Here is a 17,589-nt window from a genome sequence, read left to right as displayed (position 1 = left end):
GCACTTCAATTGAGGTACTTTTTTTATACAAATACATAATTTAGTCTACGAACAAAGATGTAAAAATTTCATCTGATGTAGTTTGCATTAGTGTAACACCATCTTTCAATATGATTTGTGATTGATTGACACTATTACTTGCGTGTAAATTTAGTAAATAAAGTGAATTGTTTTTAAAATCAAAACTTTCAATGCCAAAATTATTTGGAGTTGTATATAAAATAACACCATTTTTATATACATTCAATTCATTTACAGCATAAACATCGCCATTATCAAAACACATTTTATAAATTGGCACATAAATAGATGGTAAATTTGTCTGTACATTAGTTCCTATACTTTTGTAAAAAGAACTACCCAACACCGAACTAACATAAGATCTGCCATATAAATAAACATCAGTACTTGAGGAATTAACACCGCAAATAAAATCAGTGGAAGGATAGTTGATACCATTAACATAATAAGCTTCGTTCGTAGTAACATAAATAGTGTTATTATTCACCTTTATACAAATTAAATGAACTGGCTCAGTAGTAAACGAATCAACAATATATTTTACTCCATTCCTCCAATAAACCAAGGCATAAGTATTGGGTATAACACTTATGTCTTGAATTATTCCAGCAAAATAAACATCATTATTATCAACATCCATAGAGCAAATAGTTGCAATCTCAGTTGACGTAGAAAAAGTGTCCGTCAGATTGGTAAGCACATTGTTTTTCCAATATAGCGTTTTAACATTTCCTCCAATATAACCAGTACCTAAAATATGAATATCATTATTCCTCACAATTAAACTATCAGCACTTGATGAAGAAAAACCTACATCTGCTAATGGTGATAAAATATTATTTTTCCAATAAGTAGCATGACTAGCTTTCGAGCCTGAAACATACACATCGCTAACCAGTGCATTTCTTTGAATTTCTTCAGACGTGCACGAAATTAAAATTATTGCAAGAAAACTAGCAAACAATCTTAGTAGCTTATTTCTCATAAAGGATTTTATCAAGTAGATACAAAAAAGTCAAAATGGTTGCGTCGACAATATTTTAATTACTCAATTGATTTTTTAAAGGAATGAAAAAGTAACGAGATTTAATCTAAACTATTGTAAAAATTAAACACTGAAACACAAATTGTAAATTAATTTGAATTAAAACAAAATAATTATCAAATTTAAAAACATTAACTCAGTAGGTAATTCCAAAGAGTTAGAAATGATTATCAACAGAATTGATGCCGAAATAAACGGATTGTTCTAAAAAAATACAAAAATCCTTATAATTTAAAATTATGAGGATTTTTTTTGTAAACATTAATAATTCTATAAATTTAAAATCACGTATTCCAAAATTAAACCAGCGTTGCCAATATTTCCGTTAGTATGATTATGAAAAGTTGTATAATAGATTGTTCCACTATTGTTTGTACTATTACATGACCCTAATGAATCGCCATGCTGTTGATGGGCTGGTAAATCTGAATCATCAATAGTAATTGTTATTAAATTTGCAGACTCATCTGTATGACAAATGGTTACAAGTCCATCATTTACATTTCCACCAACAGGAGTAGAAACAATTCCTGAAGTGAAGTTTGTTGTTTTAATCATTAATGGTTGATTGGAAGAAGGATCACTAATCATAACCTCCCAATAAGCAGCATCATAACTGAATATCTTATCCCATAAACCTATGTTGTATTGTATGTTGAGTGATGTAAAACCCAGTGCTGCAGCTAAACTAGAATTGCTCACTTGTGCTCCATTAATTGTTGTCGCAGTTCCATTATTTTTTGTACACAGTTTACTGTCTGGAATAAAACCTCCTGCTTCTCCACAATTTTGCGAATTGACGCTTCCACCAGTTAGATAAGCTACAGCATAGTCCGATGCGTAAAGACTACCACCATTGGTAACAAATTGAGCTAAATTAGCATCAATAATTGCATCATTGCTGCTAGTCTGCTTAGCTCCACAGTTTAAAAATAAAATATCATATTGAGAAATAGTTAAATAGTTAGCTAAATCAGAATTCGTAATTTGAGTTATACTGTATCCTAAGCCTACAACTATATCTTGAATTTCATCGAAATCACCATCAACATAAGCCATATTAGCTACTTGATTTAATCTAGACAATGAATTGTCAACAGTAATTGTTTGATTTCTAGCAACTGTTATTGGAATTGTAGTCCTGAAATTAGAACCATTTCCAGTTTGAAACTGTAAAATTCTATTTCCAATTGGAACTTTTAAGTTATAATCGCCATTGGCTAATGTATAAGTAAAATGCAATTTATTTTCATCATCTAAAACAAAAACTAATGCACCGCCTACTGGTTTTGAACCATTCTTAACAAGGAGTTTTCCTTTTACAATTCCGACATCCGACTTTTGAGCTAAATTTTCATCTTTGCTACAACTTGCGGCAATAAAGAAAAAGACTGAGAAGGTTACAAATAAAGATTTAATTTTCATTGGTTAGAAGATTTAATTAATAATTAACTGGTTTTGTTTTGATTACTAACTTGAAACATAATTATGACTAGCAACGACAACTATTTTAAATTTTATGGAATCTATAATAACTCACTTATAAAATAAGAAAACTAAAAAGTATTTTTAACCTATATTTTTTGTGGGAGTATTTAATTAAAGATGCAAAAAAATCAAAAGGTTGCGTAGAAAATATTTTAATTTTTCACTTTACTTTCTCTCTTAAAAGAAATTCAGTAAAAGTTGACCTAAACAATTTATTACGCGTAGATAACAGCTAGAAAAAACTATAGTGAGGTCTATAATAAAATTAATAGTTGGTTTTAGTATTCATAATTTTCCAATTAAATATTTTTTTTTAAATAAAGTTACTCGTTTAAAACATCAAACAAGGAAATCATCTTAATGCTTTCTGATGCTTTATCTACTTTTATGATTTTTGGATTTCCTGTTACTAAATCAAAGTAGTTTTCTTTAAAAAAAGTATTGTTTGCTTGTAAATACAAATTTTTAACTAGCGTATTTGCTTTAAGTTCAATAAGCGTTTCACCTACAATTTTCATTTCAATAGTTGGCTTTTCTAGTTGCAGTTCTTTTGGTTTAACAAAATAATGATAGGCAACAGTTTTCTTGTTTTTGCAAATAAATTCTACTTGCAATAGCGTTTTTTCTTTTACAAATATTGGTATATCTGAAAAGAGAATATCCAAACAATTGGTGTTTATTTCAGTAGCAAGTGAGCATTGTTTTGAAATTGTCCAAAGTTCTATTCCTGAAAAATCAATCAGTTTTGCAGTAATGATTCCTGTTTGTGTTTCGATAGTGTCATTAGTTCCAAAAACTGAAAGTCCACTGGCATTTTCTTTTACAATCAAAAGTGTTGGCGCAAAACTTTCCTTAACTTGATAATGAGAAGCTTTCCATTTTCCATAATAATCTAAAGTGCTCCAAGAAGTTACAGGCCAACAATCATTCAGTTGCCAATATAATGTGCCCATACAATACGGTTTCGCAAGTCGATGCGCTTCGATAGCGATTTTCATTCCGTGAGCTTGCAGAATTTGGGATACATAATTATATTTTTCAAAAGATTTTGGTACCGGAAAATCACGTGCCATATATTCATTTATGGTTTCAAAACCTGTGGGATGCTTTTGATGGTTTTTAAAGGCTTCGGAAGTAAAATTCAAATCTTCTTTTTGGATGACTTTTTCTAATGTTTCTAAATTTGGCATTCCTTGAAAACCATATTCACTCATAAAGCGACCTACTTTTTTCTTGTAAATTTCAAAAGGTTCTTTTCCCCACCAAACACCCCAATAATGCGAATCGCCTTGCGTCAAACTTTCTTTTTTGCCCCAACCAATTGATGGTGATGAAGGCCAATATCGATTTTCTTTTTTTGACAATAAACTGTCTAATGTATTGGGAATTAATTCGTGAAATACCGTTTGATAATCATTCCAAATTTGAGTAGAATCTTGCTTTGAATAATTGAATTGTTTTTGCCAACCCCAATTTTTCCAACCTTCATCATTTTCATTATTTCCGCACCAAAGTGCGATACTTGGATGATTTTGGAGGCGATTCACATTATCTATAACTTCATTTTTAACATTATCAAGAAAATCGGAATCACCGGGATACATCGCACAAGCAAACATAAAATCTTGCCAAACTAGAATTCCATTTTTATCACATTCATCATAAAACGCATCGTTTTCATATATTCCTCCGCCCCAAACACGAAGCATGTTCATATTAGCATCAACGGCATTTTTGACAAGAGTTTTGTAATTTTGACTCGAAATTCGTGGCAAAAAACTATCAGCCGGAACGTAATTAGCACCTTTCATAAAGACTGGTTTTCCGTTTAATTTGAAATAAAAACTTTTGCCAATATTGTCATTTTCTTGAACCAATTCAATAGTTCTTAATCCAATATTCAATTTTTTAATAGATAATTGAACATTACTTTTGGATAAACTAATTTCAAATGGGTAGAGATTTGCCTTTCCTAAACCATTTGTCCACCAAAGTTTCGGATTTTTAATTTCGTAAGGAAAAACGATAGTATTCGCTCCTTTTTTAAGTTCTACCGCTTTTTGCGTTTCATTTATTTTGAAAATGTAATTGCCTTCTTTTTGACAATTTATAGTTGTTCGAAAATTCAATTTTGCAATGGTTTCGTTCAACTCTTCTTGATCATATTTTACATGTTCAATAGTTGCATCGTTCCAAAAAACCAACTTAACTGGTTTCCATATTCCCGCAGTTACAAATCTTGGTGCCCAATCCCAACCAAATTGATACTGTGCTTTTCTTATAAAAATACGCTCTTTTTCAGGCAAAGTATAAGGTAGTTTTTTAGCCTCTTCTTTACCAATTTCAACTGCTGATTTAAAAACAATTTTTAAATTATTTTTACCAACTTTCAAGTGATTTTTGATAGATACTTTCCACGTACGAAACATATTGTTGGCTTCTAAAATAGTTTTTCCGTTTAAAGAAACATTGGCATAAGTATCTAAACCATCAAACTGCAAAACAATATTTTGATTTTTTAACTCCTCTTTCGAAACCTTAAAACTTAATTGATATTCCCAATCTTCATCTTCAATCCATTGCAATTGTTTTTCATTACTTCCAAAAAAAGGATTTGGGATGATTTTGTTAGTAAATAAATCGGTGTGAACCGTTCCTGGAACTTCCGCCGGAAGCCAATCAGCATCGGATGTTTTTTTAAAGCTCCACTTTTCTGAATTCAAATTTCGTTCCGATTTTTGCGACCATAACATCAATGGTAGCAGGAATAGAATCAAAAATTTAAATAGTTTTATCATTACTTTAAATTGACTTTCAGATTAAAAATTTCTGTTGGGTTCGCAATTTGAGTTCCATCAACAATGGCAGAAGAGTGATAAAAAACAGCTTGAGTTACTTCTTGAATATCAATAACATTCGTTGAACGTAATCCGCCGCCTGGCATAATTGTAATTCTATTATCAGCTTGTACGATTAACTGTCGCAAAATTTCTTTTCCTTGAGTGACATTAGCCTTTGTTCCTGAAGTTAAAATAGTCGAAAAACCACAAGAAATAATTTCTTCTAAAGCTTGTTCAAAATTTATAATTTCGTCAAAAGCACGATGAAATGTGCAAGGAAAAGGCGAAGCTAAATCGACTAATTCAGTATTTCTTTTTACATCAACTTTATTATTTTGATCTAAAATTCCGAAAACAAATCCGTTGACATTTAATTTTTTAAATTCGGATAGTTCTGATTTCATTCGTTCAAATTCACCATCAGAATAAACGAAATTTCCACCACGAGGACGAATCATTACATTCAAATCGATATCGATTAATTGTCTTACTTTAGTAGTGATTTCAAAGTTTGGCGTGGTTCCACCAAATTCAATTCCGGCGCACAACTCCACTCTATCAGCGCCATTTTGTTGTGCAATTACGGCCGATTCTAAATTAAAACAAGCAATCTCTAATTGATTCATTATTTTAAAAAATAAGGTGCATCCAACAATTTACTACCAGAATCATCGTGCACCGCATAGTTAAAACCGCCTTGAATGCAATAAGCTCCGTATTGTCCTTTTTTATTTAAGGCGATAAAACCTACTTGAATATCCTTTAGTTCTTTACCTCTATTTTTGGTTAATTTTACAATTCTTGCAACTGCTTCTTCACAAGCTTTTTGAGGTGATTTTCCTTGACGCATCAATTCTACAACAAGATGACTGCCTGTAATTCTAATCACTTCTTCGCCGTGACCTGTTGCAGTTGCAGCTCCAATTTCGTTATCAACATACAATCCGGCGCCAATAATTGGCGAATCACCAACTCGTCCGTGCATTTTAAAAGCCATACCACTAGTTGTACACGCACCAGATAAATTGCCATTGCTGTCTAGAGCAATCATTCCGATAGTATCGTGATTTTCTATATTGGCTTTTGGCAAATATTCACTTGTTTTAAGCCATTCTTTCCATTCTTTTTCTGAGGCTTCTACTAACAAATTTTCTTTATTGAAACCTTGAGAAAGCGCAAATTGTAAGGCACCATCACCTACTAACATTACGTGTGGCGTTTTTTCCATAACCGCTCTTGCCACAGAAATTGGATGTTTGATATGTTCCAAACAAGCCACCGAACCAATATTTGAGAACTCATCCATTATGCATGAATCCAGTGTAACTCTTCCGTCTCTATCTGGTCTTCCGCCATAGCCTACACTTCTTTCGTTCGGATCACCTTCTGGAATTTTTACTCCAGCTTCAACAGCATCTAAAGCGCGACCGTTATTTTTAAGAATTTCCCAAGCAGCAGCATTGGCTTGAACACCAAAATTCCAAGTAGAAAGTACAATTGGTTTTTTTACCGCAACGGCCGAAACGATTTCGTCTTCATCATTAGACTTGAACGAATTTAGTGCTATTGCAACGGAACCTACAGCTGCTGTTTTTATAAAATTTCTACGATTTGACATACTACTACTTTTTATTCTACACCGATTTCATCAATAAACAACCAAGCATTGGAGCCTGCGCCAGGATTTCCTTCTGGAATTTTACCCAAATTGGAAGCAATCACTTTAATAAATTTTGCCTTTTCAGACTTTAACTCGATACTAATTTCACCTTTTTTTTCTAGAATTTCTTTCGCTGAAATTGATTGCACACTTTTAAAATTTACACCATCATTAGATAGTAAAAATTCTATATTTTTTGGAAAATAAATCCAACTTCCTTCATTAGCTAAACTACTTATAGAAATTTTATTTATAACCACAACTTTTCCTAAATCGATGATTGCAACCATATCTTTACCTGAAAATCCGAGCCAATCTCGACCAAACTTTTGTCTATCACCAATGACACCATCAACTAAGGTAAATGCGCCATTTGCTGCATAACTTTCGCTAGGTTGATTTAGTAAAGAAATCTTTTTGCCAGTTGCTTTGTTTATAGAAAATGATTGTTCGATTGTGGCGCTTTTCTGTTGTCCATTTTCAAAATAAGCTGCTTTAACGGTTTGACTTTCAGTAATTACTATCGGATTTTCATATCGATTAGAATTTAAACTTGGATTAGAACCATCAGTTGTATATCGGATGCCTTCTTGATTTTTAGATGATTTTATAGAAAACAGAATACTTTTATCAATATCAGACTGGCCTATTTTGGAAGTTAATTCGAAAATTGCCTTGCTGTAATTAATTTTATTCTCTTCAAAATATTGAAAATGCTGTATCATTCTATCCTGAAACTCTTTATATTTTTCGGTATTAGAAGTACCCCAAAGTACTTCTGAAAGCGCTAGCATTCTTGGAAAAATCATGTATTCAACTTTATTAGCATCTTCCATATATTCGGTCCAAACATTTCCTTGAACGCCCAAAATGTATTTAGCTTCATTTTTACTTAAGGACGTTGGAGTTGGATTAAATCCGTATACTTTTTCGACAGTTGTAAAACCACCGATAGCTAAGGGTTCGTTTTTAGGTTCGCCTTGATAATGGTCAAAATAGCAATGTGAACCAGGTGTCATTACTACAAAATGATTTTGTTTAGCAGCTTCTATTCCGCCTTTTGTACCGCGCCAACTCATTACGGCCGCATTTGGTGCCAAACCACCTTCGAGAATTTCATCCCAACCCATTATTTTTCTTCCTTTGCTGTTTACAAATTTTTCAATTCGTCGAATAAAATAACTTTGAAGTTCGTGTTCGTCTTTTAATCCTTCGCGTTTAATAACCGATTGACAATTGGCACATTTTTTCCAACGTGTTTTCGGACATTCATCGCCACCAATATGGATATAATCGGATGGAAATAAAGCTATCACTTCGGATAAAATATTTTCTAGAAATTCAAAAGTTTCTTCTTTTGGACAAAACACATCATCTAAAACACCCCATTTTAAAGCTACTTCAAATGGTCCGCCAGTACACGAATATTGCGGATAAGAAGCTAATGCTGCTAATGCATGTCCAGGCATTTCAATTTCAGGAACAACTGTAATGTGACGTTCCGTTGCATAAGCTACAATTTCTTTAATTTCCTCTTGAGTGTAGAAACCACCATACGGTTTGTTATCAAATTTTTGTTCTCTGTAATGACCAATCATCGAACCTTTTCGCCAAGCTCCAACCTCGGTTAGTTTTGGATATTTTTTTATTTCAATGCGCCAACCTTGATCATCGGTTAAATGCCAATGGAAAACGTTCATTTTATATCTTGCTACATAATCAATATACTTTTTGATGAATTCCTTTGGAAAGAAATGTCGGCTTACATCAAGATGCATTCCGCGCCATTTGTATTTTGAGTAATCATTTATTTGCAAACAAGGTATTGAGATTTTATTCTTTTCATCTGAAGGAATTAATTGTAAAAGTGTTTGAATTCCATAAAAAAGACCTTGATTTGAAAAAGCTGTTATTGTGATTTTACTATTTGAAACATTTAATTCATAGTGTTCTTTATCAAAATTTATAGTATCTGGAAGTTTCATTAGAAGCTGAATACTATTTGAACCATAAACTTCACTTATACTTAAATCTAATCCTGATTTTGATTTAATTATTTCTTTCAAATATTTTGCTTCAAAAGAATTTTCAGAAGCTTGTATTGTAGTTTTATCGCTAAATACAAAACTTCCTGAGCCTAACTCTACTTGAGAAGGATATGGAATTATAGGTAATTGATTTTGCGAAAAAATAGAGTTAAAAATCAATAGTAGTAAAAATAGAAATTTCTTTTTCATGCAGTTTTGAATTTATCAATGGCTAAATTTACATAAAAAAAGTCAAAAAAAATGCCCCACTTTCGTGAGGCATTTTATATAAAACATTTTACTCTATTATTTTAAACCGTCAACTTTAGCTTTTACTTCAGCTTCAGTTCCTTCAAAAATTTCTTCGGTTACTTTACCATTAACGGTATTGGAAACAGTAGCTTTAAATTTACCATCAGCAGTTTTTTCCATAAAAACCATTTTAGTAACTTCTTTTTTAACTTCTCCAATGAATTTTCCACTTTCATCATACATTGCCATACATTTAGCTTTGTCTTCTGCAGAACAACCATTTTTATCGCACATTGCTGCACATTCTTCTTTAGTCATTGTTGCGCATTTGCTCATATCGCAAGTTCCTGCTTTAGCGTCTTTCATTTCGCAAGTGGCATTAGTACAACCTTTTTCTTTGCACTCTGCTGCACTCATTGAAGTACACTGCTCTGTTTTAGCGCAACAAGAAGCTTTCGCAGCATCGGAATGACCGTTTCCTAAAATTGGAGCTATAACTAAACCAATTAAACAAGTTAATTTGATTAAGATGTTCATTGATGGACCAGAAGTATCTTTAAATGGATCTCCAACAGTATCTCCAGTTACCGCCGCTTTGTGAGCATCAGAACCTTTGTAAGTCATTTCGCCGTTGATTTCAACACCAGCTTCAAACGATTTTTTAGCGTTATCCCAAGCACCACCAGCATTGTTTTGGAACACAGCCCAAAGTACACCAGAAACAGTAACTCCAGCCATATAACCACCTAACATTTCAGCAATTAATTGGTTGTTATCTCCATAAACTAGCTTTCCTAAAAGTACAATTGCAATTGGGAATCCGATAGTTAAAACACCTGGCAACATCATTTCACGCAATGCTGCTTTTGTAGAAATTTCAACACATTTACCATATTCAGGTTTTCCTGTACCTTCCATAATTCCCGGAATTTCTTTGAACTGACGACGTACTTCATATACCATATCCATTGCAGCTTTACCAACAGAATTCATTGCTAAAGCAGAGAAAACTACAGGAATCATACCTCCAACAAATAACATTGCTAATACTGGAGCTTTGAAGATGTTGATACCGTCAATTCCTGTAAAAGTTACATACGCAGCAAATAACGCTAATGAAGTTAATGCCGCAGAAGCGATTGCAAAACCTTTTCCTGTTGCAGCGGTTGTGTTACCAACTGAATCTAAAATATCTGTACGCGTACGAACTTCTTTTGGTAATTCACTCATTTCAGCGATTCCACCAGCGTTATCAGAAATTGGTCCGAAAGCATCGATTGCTAATTGCATTGCAGTAGTAGCCATCATTGCAGAAGCAGCAAGAGCAACACCATAGAAACCAGCGAAAGCATAAGAAGCCCAAATAGCACCAGCAAATAATAATACTGTTGGGAATGTAGAAATCATTCCGGTTGCTAAACCAGCGATTACGTTAGTTCCTGCACCTGTTGAAGATTTTTGTACGATTGCCAAAACTGGTTTTGTACCTAAACCTGTGTAATATTCAGTTACAGAAGAGATAACTCCACCAACTACTAAACCAACGATCGTTGCATAGAAAACTCTCATTGAAGAAATTTCTTTTAATCCTTCACCGTAGAATTCCATTTGCATTACTTCTGGTAACATATATTTTACCAAAGCAAAACACGAAACAGCCGTTAAAGCAATAGAAACCCAGTTTCCGATATTTAATGCGCCTTGAACTTGTTTTTCTTTAGCGTCATCACTTGAAATTTTAACCAACATTGTACCGATGATTGAGAATAAAATTCCGAAACCAGCGATTGCCATTGGTAATAAGATTGGTCCGATTCCACCGAAAGCATCTTGAATACTTCCGCCCATATCTTTGATAACATAATTACCTAAAACCATGGCAGCCAAAACGGTTGCTACATAAGAACCAAATAAATCGGCACCCATACCAGCCACGTCACCTACGTTGTCTCCAACGTTATCTGCAATTGTAGCAGGGTTTCTAGGATCATCTTCTGGAATTCCAGCTTCAACTTTTCCTACTAAATCAGCACCAACATCGGCAGCTTTTGTATAAATACCACCACCAACACGAGCAAACAAAGCAATAGATTCAGCTCCAAGAGAGAAACCAGCTAAAGTTTCAAGAACGATAGTCATGTCTTCTGTTGAAGTCCAAACACCTTTCATAAAATATTGAAATAATATGATAAAGAAACCTGTTAAACCAAGAACTGCAAGACCTGCAACTCCTAATCCCATAACGGTTCCACCACCAAAAGAAACTTTTAAAGCTTGAGGCAAACTTGTTCGCGCAGCTTGCGTAGTTCTAACATTGGTTTTTGTTGCGATTTTCATACCCATATTTCCTGCCAAAGCCGAAAAGAAAGCACCGAAAACAAAGGCAACCACAATTAATATGTGTGTTGTTGGAACTATAAAAGAAATTCCGGCCAACACGATGCTTGCTCCTACCACGAAGAAAGCTAATAATCGGTATTCTGCTTTTAAGAACGCTAATGCGCCTTCGTAAATGTAATCTGAAATTTCTTTCATTTTGCCATCGCCAGCATCTTGCTTTAAAACCCAAGATCTTTTGACTGCCATAAAAGCTAATCCTATTAATGCCATAACTATTGGCACATAAATCATAAATTCATTCATAATAAACTAATTAGATAGGTTGTTAATGTTTGTTAATATTAACAAACATATAAAAAAAAAGACAATTTAAATTTAACTAAATTGTCTTTTATTAATAATGTTATTAACTTTTTATACTAAATAATCCTTTTGGACGGTCAGGTATCGCTTCAAAACGATCGATACATTCTTTAATGATTCGGTAGGCTTCAGTAACGTCTCCCCAACCTTCAACATCTACTTGTTTGTTTTCTAAGTCTTTATAAACTTGGAAGAAATGTTCAATTTCTTTTAATAAGTGCGGATTGATATCAGATAAATTTTCTAAAGTATTCCAAATTGGATCTGAAACTGGTACACAAATAATTTTCTCATCTGGACCTTTATCATCTGCCATATGAAAAACTCCAATTGGTTTTACTTCGATTACACAACCTGGAAAAGTTGGCTCGTTAATTAAAACTAATACATCTAACGGATCACCATCAAGTGCTAATGTTTGCGGAATAAAACCATAATCTGCTGGATACATCATCGATGAGAATAACATTCTATCGAAACGCATTCTTTTTATAGCAAAATCATATTCATATTTATTTCTACTTCCTCTTGGAATTTCGATTAAAACATCGAACGTTTTTAATTTATCTGCTGTCATTATATTCAAATTTTTTTGGAGTGCAAAAGTACGTAAACATTAGGGTTTTACAATAAAAAATCCTAAAAATTATGTGTTTTTGAAAGTAATTTTTTGATTTTAAGAACACTATTGATTTTAAGATAATCAAAAAGATACTATATTTGTTTTACAACTAACTCTTTAAGTCTGAATTTTAGACTTTTATAAAACTTAAAAACTAATGAAAAAACTAAAACTATTTTCGGTACAACCTCTAAACATGGATTTAGGATTATTATTTATCAGAGTAATTATCGGACTCATAATGGCCTTTGTTGGTTATGAAAAATTAATTCATTTCAGTGAAATGGCTGCATCCGATTTTTGGATAAAAAATGTAAGTTTCTTAGGAATGAATGGCGCTGTTCCGTTGGCATTAACTGTTTTTGCAGAATTTTTCTGTAGTGTTTTATTGATTGTGGGCTTGTTTACTCGCGTGAGTTCATTTTTTCTTTTATTCTGTATGGGATATATATTCACTGTTATTTTTCCTGGAGCAATTTTGGACAAAGGAGAACACGGATATGAATTTAATACTGCCTTTACTTATTTTATGATTTACTTAGGCTTATTTTTTACTGGACCAGGAAAGTACAGTTTAGATGCTAAATTTTTGAAAAAGTAATTTAAATTTTACCTCTTTTCTTTAAGTAATAATGCCAAATAATAAAAGACGCTAAAGTTCGAAAGGGTTTCCAGTTATCGGAAACTTGCTGCATTTCTTCTATTGTTTGGCATCCGTATAATTCAATTAAAGTATTTTTTATAGCAATATCTCCAAGCGGAATTATATCGGGTGATTGAAGGCAAAACATTAAGTAAACTTCAATACTCCAATTTCCTACGCCTTTAATTTTTATTAATTCTTCTCGAATTTGGCTTTCGCTTTTGACTGAAAAATGATTAAAATTAATTTCGTTAGCGATTACTTTGGATGCTAAATCTTTGAGATAAATAGTTTTTTGTCTTGAAAGTCCGCAATTTCGTAATTCTTCATCACTGCAATTTTGAATTATTTGCGGAGTTATTTCACCAAAATAGTTCTTAAGTTTAACATAACAAGCTTTGGCAGATGCTATTGAAACTTGTTGCTCAAGAATGATGTGACACATAGATGCAAAACCTTCTTCGCGCTTTTGAATGGTTGGAATACCAAAATTTTCCAAAATGAATTGTAGCGTGGTATCTTTTGAAATTAAAAACTCTATTGCTTGCTGCATGTTGTAGCCCAGATAATAATGAAAAGCAATTTATTGAAATTGGCTAATTTTTGTTGAAGTAAAAAAGCGACCCTAGAAGCTCTTTTTACTTCTTACAAAATAGCTATTTTGGTAAATTCTTGTAATGGATAGCTGGAAATAGCTTCAAATTTAGAATATGAAACAAACGGCATTAAATTCAGTTTTAGAGTTCAGATTACATTAAAAATAAAACCCAAATTCACCTTTTATTGTGAAGTTATTTGTGCCTGGAACATCTTTATAATTTCCTCTCCAACTTGCATCAATTCGGAATACCTTAAAAATATTTCCTATTCCGACGCTGTATTCCCAATAAGGTTGTTTTGGTGCTTTGTATACTAATCCTGAAGCATTAATAAGTTGGTTTTCGTTAGAAATTGTACCATAAACACCTCTAATTCCGATAATTTCTCTCCAATTTAATTTTCGCATCAACGGAATTCTAGATAGCAAACGTCCTTGAAAATTATGATCCCATTGTAAAGTTGCATATTCATCAGACACAAACTCGTAGAAATTTAAATTACTGAAGGTATTTCCGATAACAAAATAGGTTTGATTTCCCGGAATCACACTCAACAATCCGAGTGGTACTTGACCGAACGTTTTACCTAGTTCCATTGTTAAATTGGTTCGTCCTAATGGACCGATAGTAATTGGTTGCTTGTAGTATAATTGCAATTTACTATAATCAAAATCACTACCGATTAAGCCTTTAAAACCTTGGCTGTAATTCACAAAGAAACGACTAAATGGACTGTCTACACTCAAACGCTCAACGCCATAGCCAACAAATTTTCGGCGTGGTGTATATTCAATTTGAAGGTTAACTTCTGATTGTTTTACTTGGCTTTTGGTTGTGGTGTAAGTATTGTCGGCAAAGTAATCTAAACTAAAAATTGGCGATGCTGACTCAAGTGTTCGATAAGAAAAACCTGTTTGTAAAATTAAGTTTTTAATAGGTTCAATTTCTATAGAAGCGGTTGTTAAATTGATGTTGGTTAATTTACCATTACTACCCGAACTAAACAAACTAGAGGATGCAAAACTTCGTCCTAAAACATCATTGGTAGTGGTTAAACTTGCACCAATTTGCTCTACATCTCTACGATTTCCGGCGGTGATGATAACTCGATTTTTAGAATTTACCATCCACTTACCTGATAAACCATATTTGAATTTGTTATCGTCAAAACCGTAAGCAGTGTAACCTTGTAATCGCCATTTATCATTGGGTCCAAAATAGGTTCGACCACCAACTCTAACACGAATTCCTTCAACTACATTGTATCCGAATGTTGAAAAAATAGGTCCGAAATCGATGTTTCCTTTTTGAATGTATCCACTGCCCAAAATGGTGACGATGTTATATATTTGCTTAAACCTTTTGACGGTTTTTAAAGTATCTAGCATTTTGTAAACACCAATTTCGTCTTTGTTTAATTTTTCAAATCGATTTTCTTCCCAATAACTATCGTCTTTATTATAAACTGCATTGTCTACAAAATTGACTTCTTCTTTATAAAATTTGTCCGGTTTGACTTGATTAAATTTGTGATTTCTCACAAGAGTTGTACGTTTACCATAGACACCTTTAGATTCTTCTTTTTTATTAAGTGCAAAATCAGACATCATGTAATCGCGCGTTAGCAGAAAAACAGAATCATTTACAACTTCAAATTCTTGCTCGATATAAATATCTTTGACCCAGTTGATATTAGCACTTTTAGAAACTGCCATATTTATGGTTTTGATGGCATAAGTAGAATCATTTACCCAAAAATCACCTTTAAAAGTTAATTCATTTTTTCTGCGAGGATAAAATACAATGTTGTAGCACCACTTATTATCAATAAACGAACTGTCTCTTAAAACATAATTATAAACATCAATTCCAGTTGTTGACAAAGGACTTGTGAAACTTTTGTCAAAAAAAGTTAAATGATTGTTGTAGATATTATAGTCGTTGTATAAATCTTTGATAAAAGTATTTACACCATCGCCATTTCCTAAGCCTGAATTTTTATTGGCTTTAATGATGGATTTTTCCTTTTTTAATTTGTTATCACCATAAACATCATACATTGATTCGTTTATGAAAATAGGCAAATAAGTCTTGCCGGTAACTTTAGAAGTATCGACTTTATCGAAAACAAACTCCATTCCTTTGAATATTTTTTGTTTTCTAAAAGCACTGTCGATTGTATTTAAGTCAAATTCTACCTTTTCGTATTTTTCATATTGGTATTGGTCGAACATTCGCAAACCATTCTTCCTTTTACGTTCCCAAATTTTTCTCAGAATATCAATCGCAGGATTGTTTTTTTTAGATGTTTTACCTTTATAAATCACCACTTCCTGAAGCATTTCTTCTTCATTTAAGACGATTTTCATATTGTAATTAACTGGATTTTCAAGATCGACATCTTTGGTAGTAAAACCAACAAATGCAACCACAAGAGTCTTGTAATCTTTTGGAGATTCTAAATAAAATTTACCATTTTCATCACTAACTGTTCCCTCATTAGAACCTTTAAATACAATATTGGCGTAAGAAACAGGTTGGTTTTTTTTGTCGTAAACAACACCACTTACTTTGGTTTGTGAAAAAACAAAAGTAGTGCCGGCAAAAAAAAGCATTAATAAAAGTATTTTATCCTTCATATTTCAAATTTGAGGTAAAAAAAAAGCTTCATCAAGATTTCTCCGATGAAGCTTCAAATATAGTAGTTTATATTATTTGTACATTACTTTTTTCACCGCTTTAACAACATCTTGTGCGTTTGGCAACCATTCTTTTAATAATGTAGGAGAATATGGCGCTGGAGTATCGGCAGTTGTGATTCTTTGAACTGGTGCATCAAGGTAATCAAATGCTCTTTCTTGAACCATATAAGTAATCTCTGAAGCCACACTTGCAAAAGGCCAAGCTTCTTCAAGAACAACTAAACGGTTAGTTTTCTTTACCGAATTAATGATTGCATCATAATCCATTGGGCGAACCGTTCTTAAGTCAACAATTTCGCAAGAAATTCCTTCTTTAGCCAATTCGTCGGCAGCGATGAATGCTTCTTTGATGATTTTTCCGAAAGAAACGATAGTTACATCAGTTCCTTCTCTTTTAATATCGGCAACTCCTAGTGGAATGATGTATTCACCATCAGGCACTTCACCTTTATCACCATACATTTGTTCTGATTCCATAAAAATTACAGGATCATTATCACGGATGGCAGCTTTTAATAAACCTTTAGCATCATAAACAGTCGATGGAACTACCACTTTTAGACCTGGCGTATTTGCAAACCAATTTTCAAAAGCTTGTGAGTGTGTTGCACCTAATTGTCCAGCAGAAGCTGTTGGTCCACGAAAAACCATCGGCATTGGAAATTGTCCGGCCGACATTTGACGCATTTTAGCAGCATTATTTATGATTTGGTCAATCCCAACCAATGAAAAGTTGAATGTCATGTATTCTACAATTGGACGACAACCGTTCATAGCTGAACCTACTGCAATTCCTGCAAAACCTAACTCAGCAATTGGAGTATCGATAACTCTTTTTGGTCCGAACTCGTCAAGCATTCCTTTTGATGCTTTGTAGGCACCATTATATTCGGCAACTTCTTCACCCATTAAATATACGGCTTCATCGCGACGCATTTCTTCACTCATCGCTTCGGCAATCGCTTCTCTAAATTGTATCGTTCTCAT

The 17,589-nt window shown here is 33.0% G+C and carries 12 protein-coding genes; 1 reads left to right on the top strand and 11 read right to left on the bottom strand.

What is annotated here, in order from left to right; translation table 11 throughout:
• Positions 1 to 40: 40 nt before the first annotated feature.
• The 8 genes from Q0050_RS08825 to Q0050_RS08790 form a co-directional block, all read right to left on the bottom strand.
• The gene (locus tag Q0050_RS08825) at positions 41 to 1,006 is read right to left on the bottom strand and encodes a hypothetical protein (RefSeq protein ID WP_298394386.1); all 966 of its coding nucleotides are present in this window, start codon (positions 1,004 to 1,006) and stop codon (positions 41 to 43) included.
• A gap of 330 nt (positions 1,007 to 1,336) precedes the next feature.
• Complete coding sequence (locus tag Q0050_RS08820; protein WP_298394385.1) at positions 1,337 to 2,491, bottom strand: hypothetical protein; 1,155 nt, start codon at positions 2,489 to 2,491, stop codon at positions 1,337 to 1,339.
• Between the two features lie 386 nt (positions 2,492 to 2,877).
• Positions 2,878 to 5,352, bottom strand: coding sequence for a glycoside hydrolase family 2 protein (locus Q0050_RS08815; RefSeq protein WP_298394383.1), 2,475 nt, complete (start codon positions 5,350 to 5,352; stop codon positions 2,878 to 2,880).
• Entirely contained in the window at positions 5,352 to 6,020 is a 669-nt protein-coding gene (locus tag Q0050_RS08810; protein WP_298394382.1) for a copper homeostasis protein CutC, read from the bottom strand. Before Q0050_RS08810 ends, Q0050_RS08815 begins: the two co-directional genes overlap by 1 nt.
• Positions 6,020 to 7,012 (bottom strand): isoaspartyl peptidase/L-asparaginase family protein, encoded by a 993-nt coding sequence (locus tag Q0050_RS08805; protein WP_298394380.1) that lies wholly within the window; start codon positions 7,010 to 7,012, stop codon positions 6,020 to 6,022. The genes Q0050_RS08810 and Q0050_RS08805 overlap by 1 nt, the downstream gene beginning before the upstream one ends.
• An 11-nt stretch (positions 7,013 to 7,023) precedes the next feature.
• Positions 7,024 to 9,291, bottom strand: coding sequence for a family 20 glycosylhydrolase (locus Q0050_RS08800; protein ID WP_298394378.1), 2,268 nt, complete (start codon positions 9,289 to 9,291; stop codon positions 7,024 to 7,026).
• A 96-nt stretch (positions 9,292 to 9,387) separates the two neighbouring features.
• Positions 9,388 to 11,976 (bottom strand): sodium-translocating pyrophosphatase, encoded by a 2,589-nt coding sequence (locus Q0050_RS08795; RefSeq protein ID WP_298394376.1) that lies wholly within the window; start codon positions 11,974 to 11,976, stop codon positions 9,388 to 9,390.
• A gap of 103 nt (positions 11,977 to 12,079) precedes the next feature.
• Positions 12,080 to 12,613 (bottom strand): inorganic diphosphatase, encoded by a 534-nt coding sequence (locus Q0050_RS08790; RefSeq protein ID WP_298394374.1) that lies wholly within the window; start codon positions 12,611 to 12,613, stop codon positions 12,080 to 12,082.
• Positions 12,614 to 12,815: 202 nt separating this feature from the next.
• Here Q0050_RS08790 and Q0050_RS08785 point away from each other — a divergent pair, with 202 nt between their 5' ends.
• A complete protein-coding gene (locus Q0050_RS08785; RefSeq protein WP_298394372.1) occupies positions 12,816 to 13,259 on the top strand; it encodes a DoxX family protein in 444 nt (147 codons plus the stop codon).
• A gap of 1 nt (position 13,260) precedes the next feature.
• On the opposite strand, the gene Q0050_RS08780 is transcribed toward Q0050_RS08785, so the two are convergent.
• From Q0050_RS08780 to Q0050_RS08770, 3 genes are all read right to left on the bottom strand, one after another.
• Positions 13,261 to 13,854, bottom strand: coding sequence for a DNA-3-methyladenine glycosylase 2 family protein (locus tag Q0050_RS08780; protein ID WP_298394370.1), 594 nt, complete (start codon positions 13,852 to 13,854; stop codon positions 13,261 to 13,263).
• Between the two features lie 201 nt (positions 13,855 to 14,055).
• Positions 14,056 to 16,539: a DUF5686 and carboxypeptidase-like regulatory domain-containing protein gene (locus Q0050_RS08775; RefSeq protein ID WP_298394368.1), complete on the bottom strand. Its 2,484-nt coding sequence runs from the start codon at positions 16,537 to 16,539 to the stop codon at positions 14,056 to 14,058.
• A gap of 72 nt (positions 16,540 to 16,611) precedes the next feature.
• The gene (locus tag Q0050_RS08770) at positions 16,612 to 17,589 is read right to left on the bottom strand and encodes a pyruvate dehydrogenase complex E1 component subunit beta (RefSeq protein WP_298394366.1); all 978 of its coding nucleotides are present in this window, start codon (positions 17,587 to 17,589) and stop codon (positions 16,612 to 16,614) included.

The sequence above is a fragment of the Flavobacterium sp. genome, from assembly GCF_027483985.1.
Lineage (GTDB): Bacteria > Bacteroidota > Bacteroidia > Flavobacteriales > Flavobacteriaceae > Flavobacterium.
This window is presented reverse-complemented; position numbering and strand designations above follow the sequence as displayed.